Source organism: Acidobacteriota bacterium (assembly GCA_034211275.1).
Taxonomy (GTDB): Bacteria; Acidobacteriota; Thermoanaerobaculia; order Multivoradales; family JAHZIX01; genus JAGQSE01.
The window spans coordinates 1-24,885 of record JAXHTF010000095.1; the positions used below are offsets into that span (position 1 = coordinate 1).

Here is a 24,885-nt window from a genome sequence, read left to right on the forward strand (position 1 = left end):
GTCAACCAGCTGGTCCTGACCGGCGACTTGCGCGGGGATCCGACCTTCCACCAGCTGCTGGAGCGCACCGAGAGCGCTGCCCTCTTCGCCCACGGGCACCAGGACGTTCCCTTCGACCGCGTGGTGGACGCCCTTGGCGTCGAGCGCCGCCTCGACCGGTCGCCCCTCTTCCAGGTCAAGTTGATCGTACAGAACACCCCCTTCGAGCCTCTGCATCTGGCGGGGGTGGAGCTCGAGCCGATTCCGGTGGAGAAGGGGGTGGCTCAGCAGGATCTGGTGGTGGCTTTGTGGGAGCGCCAGGGTGCTCTCGGTGGGTGGGCCAACTACTCCACGGATCTCTTCGAGCCCGCCACGGTCCGGGGCTGGCTGCGAGGCTTCGACGCCTTGCTTTCGCTGATCGTTTCCCAACCGTCCTGTCGCCTGGAGAGGCTGCGCCAATCTCTGGTCATCGCAGGCAAGAACCCATCGACCGCGCAGGAGTCCAAGATGAAGAAGCCTTCCCTCGCCTCGTTCAAGAAGAGCCCTGCCGCCACTCCCGTTGCGGGCAAGTTGGTCGAGCGCTCGCAGCCCGTGGGCAGCTCGCTGCCGCTGATCTTCGAGCCCGCCACCGACGGGGTCGATCTGGTCGAATGGCTGTCGGGAGAGCGCGACAGCGTGCTGCGGGATCTGAGCACCCACGGCGCACTGTTCTTCCGGGGCTTCGGAGTCAAAGAGCCCGAGTACTTCGAGCGCTTCGCCACCACCGTCTGCGACACCCTATTCGACGAGAACGGGGAGCATCCCCACGAAAGCGTTTCCGGCAATGTCTACACGCCGGTGTTCTATTCGCCGGCAAAGAAGTTGCTCTGGCACAACGAGAACTCCTTCAACTACCGCTGGCCGGGCAAGATCATCTTCTGCAGCGTTCAGCCCGCCGCCAGCGGGGGCGAGACGCCGGTGGCGGATAGCCGGCAGGTCTACCAGGCCATCGATCCGCAGATCCGGAGCCGCTTCGAGGAGCTCGGGGTGCTCTATCGCCGCAACTATGGCCGCGGCATGGGGCTGGAATGGCAGGAGGTCTTCCAGACCGACGACCGGGGGGTGGTCGAGGACTACTGCCGGGAGAACCGCCTTCGATTCCACTGGCGGGATGACGGCGGTCTGCGCACGGAATGCCTGCGGCCGGCGGTCATCGAGCATCCGGTGACCGGGGAGAAGAGCTGGTTCAACCAGGCGCAGCATTGGCATCCCGCCTGTCTCGACGACGCCACCCGCGAATCCCTCACTTTCTTGTTCGTCGAGGAGGACCTGCCGCGCTCCTGCACCTTCGGCGACGGCAGCCCCATTCCCGACGAGCACATGCATCACATCCTCCAGGTCTACGAGCGCCTGGAGGCGGTACAGCGCTGGGGAACCGGGGACGTGATGCTGCTCGACAACGTGCTCTGTGCCCACGCCCGCAACCCCTACGAAGGAGATCGCAAGCTGCTGGTGGCCATGGGCGACATGGGCAGCTTCGATGCCCGAGCCTGAGCCGACGGAGACCGATTCCATGACCGAAGAGCTCTCAGTGATCCCTCTCGCACCGCAACAGCGGCAGCTGTGGTTCGCCGCGCCCCAGGGCCGGTTGGGGCGCAGCGTGGCTTGGGTGGAGGTGCGCGAGCTCGACGAGGAGCGGTTGGAACGGGCGGTGAAAGCCGTGGGCCAGGATCACGAAATCCTGCGCACCAGCTACCAGCGGGTCGCCGGGCTTCGCAGGCCCGTGCACCGGCTGGCGGAGACGCCGCCGCCGATACAGCGCAAGGATCTCTCCGAGCAGGGTGCACCCTCCCAGGGTGCAAGTCGGGGATCCGATGATCGGGAAGCCCTCCTGGAGGGCCTGTGGCGTTCTCTGCGGGAGCCTCGGAGCGTGCTCGAGGACCGCTCGGCGGAAGTTTGGGTGGTGCACGCCGGAGAAGGGGTCTCCACGCTGCTGTTCTCCGCGCCGGCGCTGGGGATGGATACCGCCGGGCTGTATTTCTGGGTGCGCGCCGTCGCCGAGGCCTACCACCGGGGAGGCAGCGGTTTGCGGCCTCCGGAGCTGCAATACGCCCAGGTGGCGGCGTGGCAGAACGCGACAATGGAACAGCTGGCGGAGCAGCTGATGGGGTCTTTACCGGAGACCGACTGGAGCGCCGGCCCGACGCTGGGCCTGGAGCGGCCGGCGGGGACCGAGAGCTGGTTGGAGCGGCGGCAGATCGGGACGACTTTGTCCGAGGAGGCCTCGGCGCGGCTCCTGAGCCTGGCCGAGGAAGAGGGGACCGGTCCGGAGGCGGTGCTCCTCGCCGCCTGGCGATGGCTGCTGCTGCGCCACGATGGCGGCGACGGATTGGCGATGTCGGTGGCGGTGGACGGCCGGGAGTTCGCCGAGGAGCTGGAAGCGGCGCTGGGCGCTTTCGTCACCAGCTATGCGCCGGCCCTGGAGCTGTCCTCCGCCTTGCGCTTCCGCGACGCCGTCGGCCGGGTCGGTCTGGCTTTGAGCCACACGCTGGAGGAGGAGCTGCCGGTAGAGCAGGCTCTGGAGGCGAGCGAGGGGCGGGTTTCCGGCCTGCCCGTGTGCTTCGCGTGGAACGGTACCGCCGAAGCTCAGCGGGAGAACGTCGCGGGGTGGGTGGTCCGGCGGGCGGCGGCGGATGACCTGCCCGGCCGCTGGGGTTTGCGGGCCTGGCGCAAGGGTCGGGAGATCGAGCTGCGGTGTGAATTCGCTCCCTCCGTGCTCCCCCAGGCGGCGGCGGAGTGCCTGATGGGTCAGCTGGAAGCGCTGCTGTCGAGGGCGGTGGCGGCCCCCGAGACCAGCCTCGGTGAGCTGGATCACCGGGCCTGGGACGAGCGGCGGTGGGTGCTGGAAGAGGCGGCGATGGGAGAGTCCCGGGAGCCGGCGCCGCTGATGCTCGAGCTCTGGCGCCGGCGGGTGCTGGAGGCTCCGGAGGCCGTGGCGGTAGAGGTGCTGGGTTCGGCGACGGAATCCTCATCGACAGGCTCCTCAGTGGAGTGGACCTACGGCGAGCTGGCCCGCCACGTCCGGGCTCTGGCGCGCAAGCTGCGGGCGCGGGGCATCGGGCCGGAGGATCGGGTTGGGATTCTCACCGGCCGCACCCCGGAGCTTTTGGTGGCGGTGGTGGCGGTGCTGGAGAGCGGGGCTGCCTATGTTCCCCTGGGGCTCGCCGACCCGCCGGAGCGGATCCGCCGCATCCTCGCCAGCGCCGAGCCCGAGCTCCTGTTGGTGCGCGGGCAGACCGCCGAGGCCGGAGCGGCGCTGGGAGTGCCCGTCGAGACGGTGGATCTCGCCCTCGAGGTGCCCCCCGGCGAAGAGCTCCCCGGGTCGACGCATCGGGAAGATGCTGCCTACGTGCTCTTCACTTCCGGCTCCACCGGCACGCCCAAGGGGGTGGTGATCTCCCACGGTGCCCTCGCCAGCTATTTGCGCTGGTGCGGCGAGGCCTATCCGCTGGGCGCCGGCGAGACGGTGGTGCTGCACTCGCCGGAGAGCTTCGACCTGGTGGTCACCAGCCTGCTGGCTCCTCTGGCCCACGGCGCCCGGGTGCTGCTGGTGCCGGAGGATCCCACCGGCGGGGATCCGTTGGCGGAAGCCCTCGCTCGCCGCGCCTGCTCGCTGCTCAAGCTCACTCCCACCCATCTGCGGGCATTGCGGCGGGTCCTGCCGGAGGAGCAGCCCTTCGCCGGCGTCGGCACCCTCGTCTTGGGCGGCGAGGCGGTGGCCGGCGAAGCGGTGGCGCCCTGGCGGGAGGCCGATCCGAGGCTGCGGGTGATCAACGAGTACGGGCCCACGGAGGCCACCGTCGGCTGCAGCGTCCACGAGCTGGCTCCCGGGAAGCCGCCTTTCGGGGCGCCGCTATCTGGGGCCCTGCCCATCGGCCGGCCCATTCCCGGAACCCGGGCCTACGCTCTGGACGCGGATCTCGAGCCGGTGGCGGTGGGAATGGACGGCGAGCTCTACCTGGGCGGTGAAGGCTTGGCCCGGGGCTATCTGGGCCAGCCCGGCCAGACCGCCGAGCGCTTCGTCCCCGATCCCTTCGCCAAGGAATCGGGAGCCCGCCTCTACAGGTCCGGCGACCTGGCGCGCTGGCTGCCCGGTGCCGGCTGGGTCCACCGGGGCCGCATCGACGGCCAGCTGAAGGTGCGCGGCATGCGCGTCGAGCCCGGCGAGGTGGAGGCCGTTTTGGAGCGCCACCCCGGCGTCGAGCGGGCGGTGGTGGGGCAGCACGAGGGCCGGCTGGCGGCCTGGATCGTGGCGGCGGCAGCGGTGCCCGCGGCGCAGGAGCTCGAAACCTATGCGGCGACCCAGCTGCCGGCGTCCATGGTGCCCGGGCTGTGGTCCTTTCTCGACCGCCTGCCGGTGGCGGCCAGCGGCAAGGTGGATCGCAAGGCTTTGCCCGAGCCTGGTTCCAAGGCCCGCGGACAGCGTTATCGGGCACCCGTCTCGGCCGCCGAGGGACGGCTGGTGAAGATCTGGCAGGAGGTTCTGGGAGTCGAGGCGGTGGGTGTCGACGACGGCTTCTTCGAGCTCGGCGGCGACTCCATTCTCAGCACCCAGGTGGTGTATCGGGCGCGTCAGGCGGGGCTCGAGATCACGGTCCGGCAGCTGGTGCAGCATCCCACGGTGGCGCAGCTGGCGGCGGTGGCTCGGGAGCTGACGGCTCCCGACGACGAGGCCGAGGAAGTGTGGGGAAGTGCGCCGCTGACCCCCATCCAACGCTGGTTTTTCGAGCTCCCGGTACCCGACCGGAGCCACTGGAATATGGCGGTTTGGCTGCGCTCCGAGATCTTCTCCGACAACTCTCGCCTGGAGGGTGCGCTGCAACGGCTGCGGCAGCGCCATCCGATGCTGGCGGCGCGTTTTCTGACGTCGGAGGACGGTTGGCGGCAGGAGATCCAGCCGGCGCCGGACGGCTTCGAGGTTGTCCGGTATGAGGTGGCGGATCTCGCTCCCGGCCAGGAGCTGGACGACGTTCTACTCGCCCGCGCGGAAGAGCTCCAGCGCAGCCTGGACCTGGCGGCGGGTCGAGTGATGGCGGCGGCGACCTTTCACCCGGGGTCCGGCGAGCCCTCGCTGTTGCTCCTGGTCATCCACCATTTGGTGACCGACGGAGTGTCCTGGCGGTTGCTGCTTCAGGATCTGGCCCAGGAGCTCGAAGCCGAGGCGCCGCCGCCGGCGGACCAGCGGCGGGTGCCCCAAGGCCTCTCCTACCGGCGCTGGGCTCTGCGCCTCGAGCAGTATGCGGGCACCGGCGCGGTGCGCTCGGAGCTGCCTTTTTGGCTCGAGCAAGGCGCCGGCGGGGCGCTGCCGCTGCCCAGGGACTTCGCGGGCGACGAGCCCCTGGAGGCTACGGCCCAAACCGTCCTGCGGCGTCTCGACGAGGCTTCGACCCAAGAGCTCCTGGAGACCGCGCCGGCGGCCTATCGGGCCGGGGTGGAGGATTTCCTGGTGACCGCCCTGGTGCAGGTCGTGGCGGCGTGGAGCGGTCAGAACGCGGTGCTCCTGGAGCTCGAAGGCCACGGCCGGGAGCCGATCTTCGAGGATCTCGATCCGGCCCACACCGTCGGTTGGTTCACCAGCCTCTTTCCCCTGCGCTTCGACCTCGGCGGCGACGGCACCTACGCGGGGCGGCTCAAGACGGTCAAGGAGCAGCTGCGGAGGGTGCCCCATCGGGGACTGTGCTTCGGGCTGCTGCGCTACTACGGCTCGCCGGAGGACCGCGCCAGCCTCGCCCGGCTGCCTCGGCCGGAGCTCAGCTTCAACTATTTGGGCCGGTGGAGCCACCACACCACGGGCTCCCTGGAGCTGATCAGCCGGCCGGTGGGACACACCCGCGACGGTGCCGGCCGCCGGCCCTCGCCGCTGACGGTCACCGCCGGCGTGGTGGAGGGCCGGTTGGAGGTCACCTGGACCTTCAGCACTCGGGTCTACCAACAGACGACGGTAGCTCGCCTGGCGGATGCGTTGCTGGAGGAAGTGCGGGCGCTACTGGCGCATTGCGGGAAAGAGGGGGCCGGCGGCGCGACGCCGTCGGACTTCCCGGAATCCGGTCTCGATCAGGCCGGTCTGGACGATTTCCTGGCCGATCTTGGAGAGGTCTCGGTGAAGCCATGAACAGCCGCGACCTGGAAGCCATCTATCCGCTGACTCCCCTCCAGCAGGGGATGTTGTTCCGCACTCTCTACGCTCCGGGCAGCGGTACCTACGTCGAGCAGGCGTCGTATCGGCTGCGTGGGGAGCTGGACGTGGAGGCCCTCGAACGGGCCTGGCAGCGGGCGGTGGAAGGGCATCCCGTGCTGCGCACCGGCTTCTTTTGGGAAGGCCGGGAGGAGCCGCTGCAGGCGGTCTTCCGCCGGGCGCCGTTGGATCTGATGCGCGAGGACTGGCGCGGGCAGACCGAGGATGAGCGGCGGCGGAAGCTTGAGGAACGGCTCGATGAGGACCGCCGCCGGGGCTTCGATCTGGCTCGTCCTCCGCTCATGCGGCTGTTGCTCTTTCGTCTCGAGGACCGCCTCTGGCAGCTGGTTTGGACCCACCATCACATCATCCTCGACGGTTGGTCGGTGGCTCTTCTGCTGCGTCGGGTGCTCACTTTCTATGCTGGTGCTTCCCTTGCCGGCGCTTCCCATGACCTTGCGGCGGCGCCGTCTCCTGCGCTCCAGCGGGGTCTGCCGTTCCGCGACTACGTGAGCTACCAGCGCCAGCGGGATCTGACCGCGGCGGAACGGTTCTGGCGAAGATCCCTTGCCGGACTGGACGAGGGCCACGGCCTCGATCTGCCCCGGGGAGACGCCGCTTCCGACGCGCCGCCGGAGGAGACCCACTGCGATCTCTCGCCGGAGGCCACGGCCCGCGTCCTCGATGCAGCGCGGGCCTTCGGGGTCTCCCTGGCCACGGCGGTGCAGGGGGCGTTGGCCCTGTTGCTCGGCCGCTGGAGCCTGCGCCGGGAGGTGGTGTTCGGCCTGACCGTTTCCGGCCGGCCGCAGCACCTCGAGGGGGCGGCTGAGGCGGTCGGCTTGTTCATCAACACGCTGCCGCTGCCGGTGCGGTTGGACGAGGACGAGACCGCCGGGGACTATCTGCGCCGGCTGCAAGACTTTTCCAGCGAAGCCCAAGAGCACGGTTTTCTGCCCCTGCCGAAGGTCCAGGCCTGGAGCCCGGTGCCTCAGGAGCAGCGCCTGTTCGAGACCCTCTTGGTGGTGGAGAACTATCCGCGGCCCGAGTCCGCCGAGTACGGGCTGGACCTGCAAATCGAGGACTTCCGTCTCTTCGAGCGGACCGACTATCCCCTCACCTTCGTCGTGGTCCCCGGAGAACGGCTGCGGCTCACGGCGGTGCATGACCCCGGGCGGGTTTCGGCGGCCGTCGCCGCGCGCATGATCGGTCACCTCGGGCGCTTGTTGCCGGCGCTTCTGGGGGATTCCGGGAGAGCTCTCGGCGAGATCGAGATGCTCTCCCGCGCCGAGCGTTCGCAGCTGGTTGGGGCGGGAACTCTGGCCCCGTCGGAGACCTCGACGCTGATCCGGCTCTTCTGCCAGCAGGCCGCCGCCGCGCCGGAGAGGGCGGCCCTGACCGACGGGGATCGGACTCTCACCTACGGTCAGCTGGCGGAGCAGGTCTCGGTGCGGGCCCGATGGCTGGTGGCAGCGGGAGTCGAGGCCGGAGAGATCGTCGGAGTCTGCCTCGAACGCGGCTCGGAGCTGGTGATCTCGCTGTTAGCGGTGCTGGAGGCGGGCGCCGCCTACCTCCCCTTGGACCCCGCCTACCCGCGGGATCGCCTGCGCTTCATGGCCGCCGACAGCGGAACCCGGTGGGTGATCTGTCAAGGCTCCCTGGCGGATTTGTGGGCGTCCCCAGCGGCCGAAGAGTCCGGCCGCGGCTCGCGCCGGATCTCCGTCGGGGTCCTGCGCCTTGAAGACGGCAGCTTCGGCCCCAACGGCTCCGCCGCCGGCGGACCGGCGACGCTGCTGGATCGGTCGCCGCTGGATCGTGCGCTTCCTGGGAGCCCGGCCTACGTGATCTACACCTCCGGCTCCACCGGCCAGCCCAAGGGAGTGTTGGTGGGGCACCGTCACGTGGTCCGGCTGTTCCAGGCGACGGAGGCGCGCTTCGATTTTCATGCCCGAGGCGCCGGGGAGGCGCAGGATGTCTGGACTCTCTTCCACTCCTACGCCTTCGATTTCTCGGTCTGGGAGATCTGGGGCGCGTTGCTCTACGGCGGACGGCTGGTGGTGGTCCCCCGGGAAACCGCCCGCTCGGCGGAGGCCTTCCGCGACCTCCTCGGCCGCGAGGGGGTGACCGTGCTCAATCAGACGCCGTCGGCCTTTCGCGAGCTGATCCGGGTCGACGCCCGGTTCCAACCCCCGGCCCAGGCTCTGGCTCTGCGCTGGGTGATCTTCGGCGGCGAGGCCTTGGACCCGGGAAGTCTGCGTCCCTGGTTGGAGCGTCATCCCGCGAGTCCGCGGCTGGTGAATATGTACGGCATCACCGAGACCACGGTGCACGTGACCTGGCGCGAGATCACCGCCGGGGATCTGGGGGCGGCGAGCGTCATCGGCGAGCCCCTGGAGCACTTGGCCGTCTACATCCTGGATTCCGCCGGAGGCTTGCTGCCGGCGGGCGCCGCCGGGGAGATCTGCGTCGGCGGTGGCGGGGTGAGCTGGGGCTATCTGAACCGGCCCGCGCTCACCGCGCAACGGTTCGCGCCGGATCCCTACGCCGTCCGGCCGGGCGAGCGCCTCTACCGCAGCGGTGACCGAGCCCGCTGGGCGGGATCTTCGAGCTCTGGCTTCGAGGAGCCGGCAGCCGGTGGCCGCGGGGAGCTCGAATATCTCGGCCGCCTCGACCAGCAGGTGAAGATTCGCGGCTACCGCATCGAGCCCGGGGAAATCGCCGCCGTCCTCGCCGAGCATCCGGCGGTGCGGGAAGCGGTGGTGTTGGCCCAGGATTCTCCCGCCGCCGGCTCGCGGGGCGGCGGCGGCCTGCGGCTGGTGGCTTATTGGATTCCCGAAGCGGAGGCGAGCTCGAATTCCAGGGAGACGGAGCCCCGGCCGTGGGGCCCGCGGGCGTTGCGGGATTATCTGCTCGAGCGCCTGCCCGAGCACATGGTGCCGGCGCACCTGATGCGGCTGGAGAGATTTCCCCTCACCGCCAACGGCAAGCTGGACCGGCGGGCGCTGCCGCGGCCGGAAGCGGAGAAGCGCCTCGGAGACCTGCGGCCGCCGCGGACGCCGTTGGAGCAGGCGATGGCGGAGATCTGGGCCGACGTGCTGGGGGCTCCGGCGGTGGGTATCGACGAGAATTTCTACGAGCTCGGCGGCCACTCGCTGGTGGCGACCCAGCTGGTCTCCCGGTTGCGGCGCGCTTTCCAGGTCGATCTCTCGGTGCGCTCGGTGCTCGAAGCGCCGACGGTCCTGGAGCTCTCGGAGCAGGTCCAGAAAGCGCTGGCCCGCACCGCGGAGGCAGAGCTGCCCTTGGAACCTTTGGCCCGGGACGCGGTCGTTCGAAATGCGGCAGTGCGAGAGGAGGGCGTGCCCCTGTCCTTCGCTCAGGAACGGCTGTGGCTGCTGGATCGCCTCAGCCCGGGTGATCCGGCGTTTCACGTCCAGGCCGGCCTGCGCCTGGACGGTGATCTGGTGCCGGAGATCCTCGCCGCCGCCCTCCGGCGGGTGGTGGAGCGCCACGAGGCGCTGCGCACCGTCTTCGAGCTGCGCGACGGGGAGCCAAGACAGCGGGTGGTCGCTCCGTGGGCGCCGCCGCTGCCGGTGGTCGACCTCCGGAGGCTCTCGGCGCAGGACCGGAGGAGCCGGGAGGCCGAGCTCCTCACCGCCGCCGTGGGCCGCCCCTTCGATCTACGGCGGGGGCCGCTGCTGCGCTGGCTGCTGCTGAGGCTGGGAGAGCGGGAGCACGCGCTGCACGTGACCCTGCACCATATCGTCAGCGACGGTTGGTCCATGGGACTGCTGGTGCGGGAGGTGGTGACGGCCTACCGCGGCGGCTTGACCGAAGAGCCGGCGGAGTTGCCGCCGTTGCCGGTGCAATTCCCGGACTTCGCCGTCTGGCAGCGACGCTCGCTTTCCGGCGAGCACCTGCGGGGGGAGCTGGAGCATTGGCACCAGGTGCTCGGCGGCCCGGCGCCCCGGCTCGAGCTGCCGGCGGCCCGCCGCGAGGCTGCGGAGAACACGTTCCGCGGCGCGGCGCGGCCGGTGCTGCTCTCCGCTTCGCTGGCGGGCGGGCTTCGGCAGCTGGCCCGGCGCTGCGGCGCCACTCTCTTCATGACGCTGCTGGCAGCCTTCCAAGCCTTGCTCTGGCGGCTCACCGGGGAGAGCGACGTGCGCGTCGGCGCTCCCATCGCCGGCCGCCGGCGTCTGGAGACCGAAGATCTCATCGGCCTCTTCTTGAACACCTTGATCCTGCGGGCGGATCTGAGCGACGACCCGGGCTTCCGCCAGCTCCTGGCCCGGGTGCGGGCCACGGCTCTCGACGCCTTCGCCCACCAGGAGGTTCCCTACGAGCTGGTGATGCGAGCCCTCGAGCCCCAGGGCGACGGCGCGGCGCTGCCGGTGCCGCAGGTCCTCTTCCTGATGCAGAACTTCCCCCTGGTGCCTATCGAGGTGCCGGATTTGACCCTTCAGCCCATCGTGCCGGAGCGCCTCGCCGCCCAGGCGGAGCTGGCCCTCGAGCTGGCGGAGCGGGGCGACCGCATCGAGGGTTTGCTGGCCTACAACCGGGATCGCTTCACCGCCGCCGCCGTCGATCGCATGGTGCAGCAGCTGATCACCTTCCTGGAGGAGATCGTCGAGGCTCCGGATCGTCCCCTCTCGGAGCTCGCCCTCGCCGCCGAGGAGCCGGTCCCCGCCGGCCGCTTCACCAAGGAGCTGGACTCGTGGTAGCTCACCGCCCCATCTCCGCCGCCGGCCCGGTTCCCGTCATCGGCCCGGCTCCCGCTATCAGCCCGGCTCCCGCAATGAGCCCGGCTCCCGCAATGAGCAGGTGCGTCTGATGTGTGGCTTCAGCGGAATCTTCGATCTGCGGGGCAGCCACCGGGTGGAGCCCGAGCTGGCCGTGGCCATGGCCGAGGCCTTGGTCCACCGGGGCCCCGACTCCCAGGGCGCGTGGCACGACGAGACCCTGGCTCTGGGCTTCCGCCGCCTGTCCATCATCGATCTCGAGGGCAGCGAGCAGCCGCTGACCAACGAGGACGGCTCGGTGGTCCTGGCCTGCAACGGCGAGATCTTCAACTACCGGGATCTGCGGCGGGAGCTGGAAGAAAAGGGGCATCGGCTCTCCACCCAGGGGGACGTGGAGGTGCTGGCTCATCTCTACGAGGACCTCGGCACCGCCTTCCTCGACCGCTTGGACGGGCAATTCGCCTGTGTCCTCTACGACCGGACGCGCCGCCGCCTGGTGCTGGCCCGGGATCCCTTCGGCATCTGCCCTCTGTATTGGTCCGTGGTGGACGGCCGGCTGCTCTTCGCTTCGGAGATCAAGGCCCTCCTGCGGCACCCGGCGCTGCGGCCCCGGGTGGACCTCGGCGGCCTGGACCAGGTGTTGATGTTCCCCGGCCTGGTCAGCCCGCGGACCTTCTTCGCCGGCGTCCGCAGCCTGCGGCCGGGCCATTGTCTGGTGGTGCAGAACGGCGAGGTGCAGGAGCGCGAGTATTGGGACCTGGTCTATCCCCGGCGGGAGGAGAGCGCCGAGCTGGCGGCGGTGAGCGAGGAGGCGGCCCGGGACGAGCTGCAGGAGCTCTTGGAGCGCTCGGTGCGGCGGCGGCTGCAGGCGGACGTCGAGGTGGGTTTCTACCTCAGCGGCGGTCTCGATTCCTCGCTCATCGCGGCGTTGGTCTCCGACGCCACTCCCGGCGTGCGCCGTCATTCCTTCTCCATCGGCTTCGGCGCCGAGCAGCGGTCGGAGGTGCGCTACCAGGAGCTGATGGCGGAGACCGTGGGCTCGGTGCATCACCCCATCGAGTTCGGCCCCACGGAGGTCATCGAGCGCCTCGAGACCATGGCCGCTCACTGTGAATGCCCGGTCAAGGAGACCTACAACACCTGTTCTCTGGCGCTGTCCGAAAGCGCCCGGCGCGCCGGGGTGACGGTGATTCTCACCGGCGAGGGAGCGGACGAGCTGTTCGCCGGCTACGTGGGCTACCGCTTCGACCAGGACGGGTTGGGCATGGGCTTCGACGACGAGCTGGAAGCGGCCTTGGAGGAGGAGGTCCGGTGCTCTTTGTGGGGCGACGGGGAGATCGCCTACGAGAACCGCTACGTCGCCCAGCGGGAGATCAGCCAGGCGCTCTATTCCGAGGCGGTGCTCGAGCAGCTGGGCGACTTCGATTGCCTGGCCCAGCAGCTGGTGAAGCCGGAGAGGCTGGCCGGCCGGCATCCGATCCACCAGCGGTCGTATCTCGATTTCAAGCTGCGCATGGCGGATCACCTGCTCAGCGACCACGGCGACCGCATGGCCTTGGCGCACTCCGTGGAAGCCCGCTTCCCGTTCCTCTCGACTCAGATCGTGGATTTCGCCACCCGGCTGCCCACCGGGCTCAAGCTGTGCGACGGGGAGGAGAAATACCTGGTCAAGCGGGTCGCCGAGGCCCGAGTGCCGAGCTCCATCGTGCGGCGCCAGAAGTTCGGCTTCAACGCCCCCGGCAGCCCGGAGCTGCTGCGCACCGGCCACCCGTGGCTGATGGACCAGCTCTCCCCGGAGCGAATCCGCCGCCAGGGCTATTTCAATCCGGACACCGTGGAGAGGCTGCTGCGGCGCTACAGCGAGCCCGGCTTCGCCCTCGAGGTGCCCTTCGAAACCGATTTGCTGACCATCGTGCTGACCACCGGTCTGCTGGTCGATCACTTTGAGCTGCCATGCCTGACCTGAGATGCCGACGCACCGGGCAGCCGAGCCTAGAGGATGAACGTTTTGACTGATTCATCGCCAGCCCCCGCCGCTCCCGCCGCCGTGGCTCGTCCCCGGCGGACCCCCCTGCATCATCTATGGCGCGCCGTCGCCGAGGATCGGGGATCGGCGCCGGCTTTCTCCGAACAGCATGGAACCACCTCCTACGCCGAGGTGGAGGAGCGCTCCAACCGGCTGGCCCATGCCCTGCTGGCGGCGGGCTTGGAGCCGGAGGGGGCGGTGGCCGTGGTCAGCCCGCGGTCGGCGGACGTGGTGGTGGCGATCCTCGCGGTGCTCAAGGCGGGCGGCTGCTTCGTGCCCTTCGACACCGCCGCTCCGCTCCGCCGCTGGGCGTCGATGCTGGAGCAGGTCCGCCCAACCCACTGTCTTGTGGGAGACAGTCTCGTGGAGGAGGGCTCTTTCCCGCGCCTCGCCGAGGCCCTGAGAGAGACCGGGCTGGCTCCCACGGTGCTGGCCATGAACGGCGCCTCGGGTCATCACGGCGGGCTGAAGCTGTCGCCTCCGGAGGCGGCGACGCCGACCGAAGCCCCGGACGTGACCTGGGATCCCGACGGCCGTTGCTACGTCTATTTCACCTCCGGCTCCACCGGCGAGCCCAAGGGCATCGTGGGCCGGCTGCGGGCCCTCGATCACTACCTGGTTTGGATGCTCGACACCTTCGGCCTCGACCGCCGGTGCCGTGGCGCTCAGCTGACCTCCCCGGCCTTCGACGCCTTTCTCCGCGACGCCTTCACGCCGCTCCTGGCCGGCGGCACGCTGTGCATCCCGCCGTCCCGCAACACCGTGCTCGACCCCCAGGCTCTGCTCGCCTGGCTCGAAGAAGAGCGGGTCACCATGGTGTCCTGCGTGCCGTCGCTGCTCCGGGGCCTGCTGGCGCAGGCGCCCGAGGCGGAGCAGCTCCGTCATCTGCGCCACGTATTTCTCGCCGGCGAGCGGCTGCTGCCGGCGGACATCGAGGCATGGCTCCGCTCCGCCGGCGATGCGGCTCGGCTGATCAACCTCTACGGTGCCAGCGAGACGACCCTCACCAAGCTCTTCCACGTCGTGCAGCCGGGCGACGAAGGCCTCGCCAGCATTCCCGTCGGCAAGCCCATGCGCGGCGCCGAGGCGATGATCCTGGATCGCCGGGGGCAGCCTTGTCCTGCCGGCATCGTCGGGGAGATCTGGGTCCGCACGCCGTTCCGCTCCCACGGCTATCTGGGCCTCGACGAGCTCACCGCCGAGGTCTTCCGCCCCAATCCCTGGATCGACGATCCCGAGGATCTGCTCTACCGCACCGGGGACTACGGCCGCGAGCTGGACAGCGGCGAGCTCGAATTCCTCGGCCGGCGCGATCAGATGATCAAGCTGCGCGGCGTGCGGGTGGAGCTGGGGGAGATCGAGAACGCCCTGCGCCAGCATCCCGGTGTCGACGACGTGGCGGTGGTCGAGCACCGCGGCGAGACCGGCGAGCAGCAGCTTTGCGCCTACTTCGTCGGCTCTCCGGAGCTCGACGGGGAGGAGTTGCGGGGTCATTGCAGCCGGCTCCTGGCGGAGGCTCTGGTGCCCGCTCTGATCCTGCGGCTGGACGATCTGCCGCGGACCCTCACCGGCAAGGTGGACCGCAAGGCGCTGCCCGACCCCCGCGTGCTGGATCGCCAGCGCCGGGGTTTCGAGCCGCCCCGGGGAGAGCTGGAGGAGCGGCTGGCGGAGATCTGGCAGACGGTGCTGGGCCTGCCCCGGGTTGGCCGCGACGATAGCTTCTTCGCTCTCGGGGGGCATTCGCTGCTGGCCATCCGGGCTCTGGCGCGGGTGCAGGAAGCCTGCGGCGCGGAGGTGCCCCTGGCGGTCTTCTTCCAGCGTCCCACCCTGGCGCAGCTGGCGGCGGAGGTGACGGAACGTAGCTCCGGCCGCGGCACCGCCGCCGAGCGGGTGATTCGCGTTCCCCGCGACCTGGAGGTGCCCCAGACCTCCGCCCAGCGGCGTCTGTGGTTTCTCCAGCAGCTGGATCCCCGGTCTACCGCCTACAACGTCAGCGTCGCCTTCCTGCTGTCCGGGGAGCTGGATCTCAAGCTCCTGTGGGACAGCCTCGACGCGGTGGTGGCGCGGCACGAGATCCTGCGGACCCGCTTCACCAGCCACGAGGAGCGGCCGGTGCAGGAGATCCTCGAGGCACGGCCCATCGCGCGGCGCTTCACCGATCTGCGCAGTCTCGACGGCGAGGCCCGGCGAAAGGCCTTCTCCGCGGCCGCGACCCGCCTCGCCCAACAGCCCTTCGATCTGCGCGACGAGCCGCTGCTGAGGCTGTCGGTGGCGCGTCTCGGCGAGGCCGAGCACGCGCTGTGCCTGGTCAGCCATCACATCGTCTGCGACGAAGACTCCATGGGCATTTTGTTGCGCGAGGTGGGGGAGCTCTACCGGGCGGGTCGGGCCGGCCGCTCGCCGGAGCTGCCGGAGCTCGCTCTGCAGTTCCGGGACTACGCCCATTGGCGCCACCGTCACCTCGACGAGGCGGCGGAGCTGGAGCATTGGCGCCGGCGGTTGGCGGGGGCGCCGGAGGTGCTCGAGCTGCCGCTGGACCGGCCCCGGCCGGCGCGGCCGGATCACCGCGGCGGTCGCCGCCCCTTCGCCCTCGAGCCCGAGCTGACGGAGGCCTTGGTGCAGCGGGGACGGGCTGCCGGAGCCACGCCCTCCATGACGCTGCTGGCGGTCTTCAAGGTCCTCCTGGCGCGCTTCTGCGGACAGCGGGACATCTCCGTCGGCGCTCCCAGCGCCGGCCGCCGTCAGGTGGAGGTGGAACCCCTCATCGGCTTCTTCGTGGACACCCTGGTGCTACGCAGCGAGCTGCACGGCGCCGACACCTTCGAACGGGCTCTGGCGGTGGTCCGGGACACCGTGCTCGATGCTCAGGAGCACGCCGGGGTCGCCTTCGAGACCCTGGTGGAAGAGCTCCAGCGGGGGCGGGAGCTGGGCTTCAATCCCCTCTTCCAGGTGTGGTTCGTGCTCCACAACGCCGCCGGCCGAAGCCTCGACGTTCCGGGGCTGACGATGGAGCCCGTGGCGGTGGCCAGCGGCGATGCGAAATTCGATCTCACCCTGCTGGCGACGGTCGGTGAGCAGGGGGTCGAGGGCGAGCTGGAGTACAACCGGCAGCTCTTCGACGCCGCCACCGTGGACCGCATGACCCGGGCGTTGCGGCTGCTGGCGGCGGGCATCGTGGCGGCGCCGGAGGCGAATGTTTGGACCCTGCCGCTGGTCGACGACGGCGAGCGGGCGCAGCTCTTGGGACCGGCGCCGGTGCCGGCGCCGCCGGGCTCGCTGATGGACCGCTTCCACCGGCAGGCGGAGCTGCGCGACGGGGCCCCGGCGGTGGCTTGCGGGGACCAGCGGCTGACCTACGGCGAGCTGGCCCGGCGGGCGGCGCTGGTGACCACGGCGCTGCGCCGGCGGGGGGTCGAGACGGGGCATCGGGTGGGTATCTTCCTGCGCCGCGACCTCGATTTGCCGGTGGCCATCCTCGGCGTGCTCGGCGCCGGCGCCACCTATGTGCCGGTGGATCCGATGGTGCCCGCGGAGAGGGCCCGCTTCATCCTCTCCGACGCCGCCTGTTCTTGGCTGATCTGCGACCCCGGGCTGCGCTGCGAGCTGGGATCGGAAGCGGAGCTGGCGGAGCTCGGCATCGAGACGGCGGCGGTCTCCGAGCTGGTGGAGTCGGCGGGAGATCCGCTGCCGCCCCGGGCGGTGCCGCCGGAGATGCCGGCCTACGTCATCTACACCTCCGGCTCCACCGGCAAGCCCAAGGGCGTGGTGGTCAGCCACGGGGCGGTGGGCTCGCTGCTCGACGCCGGTCAGCGGCACTACGGCTTCGGCTCCGGCGACGTCTGGCTGCTGCTGCACTCCTACGCCTTCGACGTCTCCGTTTGGGAGCTGTGGGGCGCTCTGGCCTGGGGCGGCCTGCTGTGGGTGGTGCCGCGCCGGGTGGTGCAGAGCCCGGCGGAGATCTGGCGCCGGGTGGTGGAGAAGGGGGTGACGGTGCTCAATCAAACGCCGACCCTCTTCCGCCAGGTGTCGGCGGCGGCCCTCGCCGCGGGGGCCGGAGAGGTTCCGGCGCTGCGCTGGGTGATCTTCGCCGGCGAAGCGCTGGAGATGGCCTCGCTGCTGCCGTGGTTCGATCGCTTAGGCGACCGGCGTCCCCGGCTGGTCAATATGTACGGCATCACCGAGACCACGGTCCACGTGACCCTGCGGACCATCACCCGCAAGGACGCCGAGGCGGGGCTGAGCGTCATCGGCAAGCCCCTGGAGTCGTTGCGCATCCAGCTGCTCGATGGTGCCGGGGGGCTGGTGCCGAAGGGGGTCACCGGCGAGATCTGTGTCGCCGGGGCGGGGCTCGCCCAGGGCTATCTGGGCCGCCCTGCGCTCACCGCGCAGCGCTTCGTGCCCGATCCCCACGGTTCCGCCGGCGGACGCATGTATCGCAGCGGCGACCTCGCCCGGCGTCTCGAAGACGGCGAGCTGGTCTACCTGGGGCGCGCCGACTGGCAGGTCAAGATCCGCGGCTACCGCATCGAGCTGGGGGAAATCGTCGCCGCCCTGGAAGACCATCCGGCGGTGGCCCAGGCGGTGGTGGTGGTGGACGGCCAGGGCGAGGGCAAGCGCCTGCTGGCGTACCTGGTGCCCGCCGCGGGAGCTCTTCCCCCAGAGCGCGATCTGCGCGAGCAGCTGATGGAGCGCCTGCCGGAGTACATGCTGCCGTCCCGCTGGATCGAGCTGGAGGCCCTCCCCCGCACCGCCAACGGCAAGTTGGACCGGCGGGCGCTGCCGGCGCCGCCGGACGAAGCGGCCGCTCCCCGCAGGGCTCCGGCGGGTCCGGTGGAGGAGGTCTTGGTGGGGCTGTGGAAGGAGCTTCTGCGGCGCGAGGACGTGGGGCCGGACGACGGCTTCTTCGATCTCGGCGGCCACTCCCTGCTGGCGACGCGATTGCTCAACCGCGTGGAGCAGAGCTTCGGTGTCCGGCTCCAGCTGCTCGACGTCTTCGAGGCGTCGCAGCCGGCGCAGCTGGCGCGGCGTCTCGAGAAGAGGCTGCGGGAGTCACCTTCGGAGCAGCGGGATTGGGAGCAGCGGGAGGAGGGGCCGGTACCGGTGCCGCGGCTCGCCGAGGGGCTGCCGCTGGCTCCGGGCCAGGAGCGACTGTTCTCCCTGCACCGGGTCAGCGGTACCTCCGGGGCCTACAACATGCCGGTGCTGCTGGAGGTGACGGGCCGCCTCGACGAAGAGCGCCTGGCCCAGGCGGTGGGAGAGGTGGTGCGTCGCCACGAGGTGCTGCGCACGCGGTTCGAGGAGGTGGGCGACTCGGTGGTGCAACGGATCCACGGGCTCGAGGACTCCGAGGCCTGGAGCCCGGCGCGGGTGCTGCCGGCTTCCGCCGTCACCCACCTCGGCGACGGGCTCTCTCTCGACGACGGGCCTGCGGAAGCAGCCTGGGTCGAGGCTCGGCGGCAGGCGGAGGAGCTCGCCTGGCAGCCCTTCGACCTCGAGCGGGGGCCGCTGTGGCGCCTCGCGGTGTGGCATCTCGGGGAGCAGCGGCACCTGGTCCTGTGGGTGGTTCACCACATCGTGTTCGATGGTTGGTCCATGGAGGTCTTCGTCCGCGAGCTGACGGAGCTCTACGCTTCCTCCTCCGCCGGCGCCGCCTCCCCGCTGCCGGAGCTGTCGATCCAATACGCCGACTGGGCGGTCTGGCAGCTTCAGCGGGTCGAAGGTCCCCGGGGGGATGCGCTGGTGGCCTGGTGGCGGGAGGAGCTGAAGGGGCTCGAGCCCTTGGAGCTGCCCACCGACCGGCCCCGTCCGGTGCTGTCGTCGTTCCGCGGGGAACGCTTGGAGCGGCGCCTGCCGGAGGCGACGGCCCAAGGCCTCGAGGCGCTCAGCCGGCGTCTCGACGTGACCCCGTTCATGACGCTTCTCGGGGGATTCCTCGCCTTCCTGCGGCGAATCTCCGGTCGCCGGGACCTGGGCATCGGCACGCCGGTGACCCTGCGGGGCTCCGCCGGGGTCGAGAATCTGCTGGGCTTTTTCGTCAACACCCTGCCCATCCGCTGTGAGGTCGACGGCAGCCGAACCTTCGAACAGCTCCTCGGGCGCGTTCGCCGCACGGTGCTCGACGCCACGGTGCATCAGGAGCTGCCCTACTATCGATTGATTCGGGGGCTCGGGGCCGTCGGCGGAGCTTCGGAGGACGGTGCTCCGGACGGCAGCGCCGGCTCGCGCTTCGTGCGCATCTTCTTCGACTGGCAGGACCGTCAACGGACGCAGCTGGAGGTCCCGGGGCTCGAGATCCGGCCCCTGGAGCCGAGCAAGCCGGTGGCCAAATTCGATTTGACGCTGCTCGGAGAGCGGCGGCGGGAAGGCTTGGTGCTGGCCTTCGAGTACGACGTCGACCTCTTCGACCGGCGTACCGTCGAGAGCTGGCTGTCGGCTCTGACGACTCTGGTGGAGGCGGCGTTGGCGGCTCCGGAGACCCGGGTTGCGGCGCTGCCGCTGCTGGGAGAAGAAGAGCGCGCTGAGCTGTTGGTGCAGCGCAACCCCGCTCCGGGGCTCGAGCCGGAGCCGGCGGAGTGTTTCGTCCACCGCCGCTTTGCCGCTCATGCGGCGGCGCGGCCGCAGGCGCAGGCCCTTGCCTGGGGCGAGGAACGCATCTCCTACGGCGAGCTGGCGGCCCGGGTCTGGCCGCTGGCCCACCATCTGCAGTCCCTCGGGGTCGGCCCGGACCGCGTCGTCGCGGTGTGCTTTGATCGGCGGCCGGAGATGGTGGTGGCGGTGCTGGCGGTATTGGCGGCGGGGGGAGCCTATCTGCCGGTGGACCCCTCATTGCCCGGGGAGCGCATCGCCGGGATGTTCGAGGACGGCGCTCCGGTGGCGGTGCTGACCCGTCCGGAGCTCCTGCTCCAACTGCCTACCCGGCGCCCGACGACGCTGCTCCTCGACGGGGCGGAGTTCGAGGAAGAGGCCGCCGGCGCGGAGGCGGACCTTTGGGACTTCTGGGGGGAAGCGGAGGAGGCTTCCGCCGCGACCTCGGAGCCGGTCGCCGAGCCGACGATGCCGGAGACCCCGGGCCTCGATCCGGATCATGCCGCGTATCTGATCTTCACCTCCGGTTCCACCGGGCGTCCCAAGGGCATCCTGGTGCCTCACGGGGCTCTCGCCGGCTACCTGCACTGGGCGATCCGCAACTACCGCTTGGAGGCGGCGGCGCCCGGGGCGATGCTCCATTCCTCCTTTGCCTTCGACCTCGCCGTCACCAGCCTGCTGGCCTGTTTGGCCGCCGGGGCGCGGGTCACTCTGGTGCCCGAGGGCGAGGGCCTCGATCCGCTGCTAGAGGAGCTGCGGCGCGGCGAGAGCCATGCCTTGCTCAAGCTCACCCCGGCGCATCTGGAGGCTCTGGAAGGCCAGCTGCCGGAGTCGGAGTCGTGGGCTCCCGGTTGCCTGGTGGTGGGAGGGGAGGCCTTGCGCGGTGAGCAGCTGCGGGGCTGGGCGCAGCGCCGGCCCGAGCAGCGGGTGATCAACGAATACGGCCCGACGGAGACGGTGGTGGGCTGTTGCGTCTACGAGCTCACCGCGGGGGACGCGTCCCCGGGGGCGGTACCCATCGGGGAGCCCATCGCCAACAACCGGCTGTACGTGGTCGACGCCAATCTTCGGCTGCTGCCCGCCGGAGCCCGGGGGGAGCTGCTCATCGGCGGCTGGCAGATGGCCCGGGGGTATTGCCGCCGGCCCCGGCTCACCGCCGAGCGTTTTCTGCCGGATCCCTTCGCCACCAGCCCCGGTCAGCGGCTCTATCGCAGCGGTGATCAGGTGCGCATCGACTCCCGGGGGCGGCTGGTGTACTTGGGCCGCGGCGACCAGCAGGTCAAGGTGCGCGGCTACCGCATCGAGCTGCAGGAAATCGAGACGGTGCTGGCCCAGCACCCGGCGGTGCGCGAGGTGGCGGTCATCGCCCGTGCCACCGCCGCCGGCCATCAGCGGCTGGAGGCCTATTGGACCGCCGTCCCGGAGCGTTCCGCAGAAGCCTCGGAGCTGCGACGGGAGCTCGAGCTCAAGCTTCCCGAGTACATGGTGCCGGCGCTCTTCCAGCGTCTCGATGCGATGCCCCGGGCGGCCAGCGGCAAGCTGGATCGGCGGGCTTTGCGGCCCGCGCGGGAAGAATCGCCGGAGACCTCCGGCGGCGAGCCGGTGAGCGAGCTGGAGGCGAAGCTGCTGGAGATCTGGCGCGAGGTGCTGCAGCGCCCCTCCATCGGCGTCGATGACGATTTCATCGCCGTCGGCGGAGACTCGATCCTGGCCATCCAGATCGTCGCCCGAGCGCGCGCCCAGCGCATCGGCGTGATGCCGCGGCAGGCTTTCGAGCATCCGACGGTGTCCCGGCTGGCGCGGGTCGCGGAGGTTCTGACCGGGAGCGAGCACGCCGGGATGGAAGCCTCTGTGCCGGAGGGCGAGATCGAGCTGCTGCCGATCCAGCGGCGATTCTTCGAGCTCGCCCTGGAAGCTCCCCAGCACTACAACCAGACCGTCTTCTTGGCCAGCCGTCGGCGCCTCGACGGCGAAGCGCTGCGGCAGGCGGTGGAAGAGCTGGTGCGCATCCACCACGGCCTGCGGCTGGTATTCCCCCAGCACGGGGGGTCCGAAGGCGAGGAAATCCGCGGCCAGCGCTACTCGTCCCGGGAGCCGGCGGAGTTCTTCACCCGGCGCGACCTGGCGCCGCTGCCACCGGACCGGCGGCTGGAGCGCCTGGAGGCGGAAGCGGCGGCGGCGCAGGCGGGGTTCGATCTGGAGCACGGGCCGTTGTTCCGGGTGCTGCTCTTCGACCTCGGGCCGGACGACCCCCAGCATCTGCTGCTGTGCGCCCACCACCTGCTGGTGGACGGCGTGTCCTGGCGCATGTTGTTGCAGGACCTGGAGCTCGCCTATCGGGCGCTGGAACCACAGCAATCCGAGGCAGGACAATCCGAGCCGGGACAGCCCGATCGACAACAAATCAGCCTGCCGCCCGCTTCGGTCCCCCTCGGGGAATGGAGCGGCCGGTTGGCGCGAGCCGCGGCGGCGGGAGAGCTGGACGAGGAGATCCACTGGTGGACGGGTCGGAGCTGGTCCCGCGCCGCTCGCCTCGCCCTCGACCACGAGGACGGTGAGAACCTGGTGGAGAGCAACGACGTCGTCGTCGTGGAGCTCGGCGAGGAGGTCACCCAACGGCTGCTGGAGGAGGTTCCGGCGGTCACCCACGCCCGGCCGGAAGAGGTGATGGTGACGGCGCTGGCTCTGGCGCTGGCGCAGCACACCGGCTCGCCGGCGGTGCAGATCGACCTCGAAGGCCACGGCCGGGACGAGCTGGAGTGGACCGCCGGGCTGGACATCAGCCGCACCGTCGGCTGGTTCGCCTCGCTGTACCCGGTGCTGCTCGAAGTTTCGGCGGAGGACCCCCCGACCACGGCTCTGCGGCGGGTCAAGGAGAGCTTGCGGGCGGTGCCTCATCGCGGCGTCGGCTACGGGCTGCTGCGCTATTGCCGCGGCGACCGGTCCATCGAGGAGCGGCTGGCGGCAATCCCCGCCTCCCAGGTCGCGTTCAACTATCTCGGGCGCCTCGACCGGGCCTTGCCCGCCGAGTCCTCCTTCATCCCCGCGTCGGCTTCGCCGGGGCCGGTCCGCGATCCGGCGCAGCGTCGGGCCTATCCGCTGGAGATCGCGGCGGGCGTGGAGGCCGGCCGCCTGCGGCTGCTCTTCGCCTACAGCCGAAACCTGCACCGGCGGGAGACCCTGGAGGATCTCGGCGGGGCGGTGGAGGAGAGTCTGCACCGGCTGGTGCAGGCCTCCCTGGAGGCCGATACCGCCGCCTACGCCCCCTCCGACTTCCCGGAGTCCGCTCTCACCGACGACCAGCTCGACAGCATTCTGGGGGAGATCGACCTTGGCTGAGCAAACACTGGACCGCAGCAGCCCCGCCCCCGCCGCCCGCAAGGCGGTGGAGGCGATCCTCCCCCTGACCACGGCGCAGCAGGGAATGCTCTTCGAGAGCATTTTGGCCGGGGACCGGGGCGTGCACATCGAGCAGCTCGTGTGCTGCATCGAGGGGGAGCTGGATCGCGAGCTCTTCGCCCAGGCCTGGCAGGGCACCCTGGACCGCAACGCCGCCTTGCGCACCTGTTTCGTGTGGAAGGACCAGGACCGGCCGCATCAGGTGATGTTGCGCAGCGTGTCCTTGCCGATCCGCTTCGAGGATTGGCGGGATCTGGGCGAGGCGGACCAGCGGCGCCGGCTGGAGGAGCTCGCCGCGGACAGCCGCCGCACTCCCTTCGCTCTCAACAAGCCGCCGCTGATGCGCCTGGCCCTGCTGCGCACCGGAGACCGGCGCCACCACTTGGTGTGGGACCATCATCACTTGTTGATGGACGGTTGGTGCCAGCCGCTGCTGTTGGAGGAGCTCTTCACCCGCTACCGGGCCCTGGCGGCGGGGCGGGAGGTGCAGCTGCCGCCGGCGCGGCCGTATCGCGACTATTTCACCTGGTTGCGGCAGGCGCAGGACGACGAGAGCTTGGATCGGCGGTGGCGGAAGCGTCTGCACGGCTTCTCCCGGCCCAACCGCATCGGTCGTCCCGCCCCGCAGATGACCAGCCCGCCGGAGCCGCTCTACGGCGACGTCTCCGTCGAGCTGTCCCGGGAGGAGAGCGACGCCCTGCGCGCCAACGCCCGGACCCTGGGGCAGACCCCGGCGATTCTGGTGCAGGCGGCCTGGGGTCTGCTCTGCGGCCGCTACTCCGGCGCCATGGACGTGGTCGCCGGGGTCACGGTGTCCGGCCGGCCGGTGGAGCTGGAAGGCATCGAGCGCACCGTCGGTCTGTTCATCAACACCCTGCCGCTGCGCATGACCTGGACGGCCTCGACGCGCCTGAGGGAGCTCTTGGACGGCCTGCGGGAGACCAATCTGTCCATGCGCCAGCTGGAGCATACGCCGGGAGCGGTGCTGCGGCGGGCCAGCGAGGTGCCCTGGAGCCAGCCGCTGTTCGAGAGCCTGCTGGTGTACGAGAACTATCCCGTCTCCCGGGATCTGGCTCAGCGCCGGGAGGCGGAGCTGACGGTGGGCGGCTTCGAGCACCACGGCGCCCGCACCCATCACGCCCTGACCCTGTTGATCAATCCCGGCGAGGGGCTGGGGCTGCACCTGGTGTACGACCGCTCCCGCTACCGCGACGACGCCGGCGAGACGATCCTGCGCCACCTGCGCCAGCTGCTCGGCGCCCTCGCCGCCGCCGGTCCCGAGACTGCGGTGGCGGAGCTCGGCGAGGTCCTGGCCGCGGAGCAGATCCCGCAGGTCCACGCGCCGCCTCGCCGCCGTCGCGGACAGGGCTCCGCCGTGCCTCCCCGCTCCTCGTTGGAAGAGCGCATCCTCAGCGTCTGGCAGCGGGTGCTGGGCTTCGAGGATCTGGGGGTGGAGGACGATTTCTTCGAGCTCGGCGGCCATTCGCTGCTCGCCGCGGAGCTGGTGGACGCCCTGCGCCGGGAGCTGCGCCTGGACATACCGCTACGCCTGCTCTTCGCCGCTCCGACGGTGGGACAGCTGGCGCGGGAGGTGGAGCGGCTGCGCCGGACCGGCGAGGACGATCTGCTGGTGAGGCCGGCGGTGGTTCCCGAGCCCCAGTCCGCCGATGAGCCCTTCCCCCTCACCGAGGTGCAGCAGGCCTATTGGGTGGGGCGCAGCTCCGGCGTCGAGCTGGGCAATGTCGCGACCCATTCCTACACCGAGATCGAGATCCCCGGTCTCGACCTCCAGCGCTTGGCGGACGCCTGGAATCAGCTGATCCGGCGCCACGGCATGCTGCGCGCAGTGGTGCGCCCCGACGGCCTGCAGCAGATCGCCGCCGAGGTGCCGGAATACGAGGTGGCGACCGAGGATCTGAGGGATTGGCCCGCGGAGCGCCAGCAGGAGC

6 protein-coding genes are annotated in these 24,885 nt (G+C 70.6%); all 6 read left to right on the plus strand.

Going from position 1 to position 24,885, the window contains the following annotated elements:
- Positions 1–1,512: TauD/TfdA family dioxygenase (locus SX243_14940; GenBank protein ID MDY7094265.1), on the plus strand; the 1,512-nt coding region annotated here is incomplete at its 5' end.
- A 19-nt stretch (positions 1,513–1,531) separates the two neighbouring features.
- Entirely contained in the window at positions 1,532–6,130 is a 4,599-nt protein-coding gene (locus SX243_14945; protein ID MDY7094266.1) for an amino acid adenylation domain-containing protein, read from the plus strand.
- The gene (locus SX243_14950; protein MDY7094267.1) at positions 6,127–10,908 is read left to right on the plus strand and encodes an amino acid adenylation domain-containing protein; all 4,782 of its coding nucleotides are present in this window, start codon (positions 6,127–6,129) and stop codon (positions 10,906–10,908) included. Before SX243_14945 ends, SX243_14950 begins: the two co-directional genes overlap by 4 nt.
- 109 nt (positions 10,909–11,017) lie before the next feature.
- Positions 11,018–12,892 (plus strand): asparagine synthase (glutamine-hydrolyzing), encoded by a 1,875-nt coding sequence (gene asnB / locus SX243_14955; GenBank protein ID MDY7094268.1) that lies wholly within the window; start codon positions 11,018–11,020, stop codon positions 12,890–12,892.
- 33 nt (positions 12,893–12,925) lie between these two features.
- Positions 12,926–22,876, plus strand: coding sequence for an amino acid adenylation domain-containing protein (locus SX243_14960; GenBank protein MDY7094269.1), 9,951 nt, complete (start codon positions 12,926–12,928; stop codon positions 22,874–22,876).
- The coding region (locus SX243_14965) for a condensation domain-containing protein (protein ID MDY7094270.1) at positions 22,869–24,885 on the plus strand (2,017 nt) is incomplete at its 3' end. The genes SX243_14960 and SX243_14965, both read left to right, overlap by 8 nt.

What these genes read in the sequence shown, in the direction of transcription:
- SX243_14945 (MDY7094266.1), top strand. Translation starts at nt 1,532, where the DNA reads ATGACCGAAGAGCTCTCAGTGATCCCTCTCGCACCGCAACAGCGGCAG.
- SX243_14950 (MDY7094267.1), top strand. Translation starts at nt 6,127, where the DNA reads ATGAACAGCCGCGACCTGGAAGCCATCTATCCGCTGACTCCCCTCCAG.
- asnB (MDY7094268.1), top strand. Translation starts at nt 11,018, where the DNA reads ATGTGTGGCTTCAGCGGAATCTTCGATCTGCGGGGCAGCCACCGGGTG.
- SX243_14960 (MDY7094269.1), top strand. Translation starts at nt 12,926, where the DNA reads ATGAACGTTTTGACTGATTCATCGCCAGCCCCCGCCGCTCCCGCCGCC.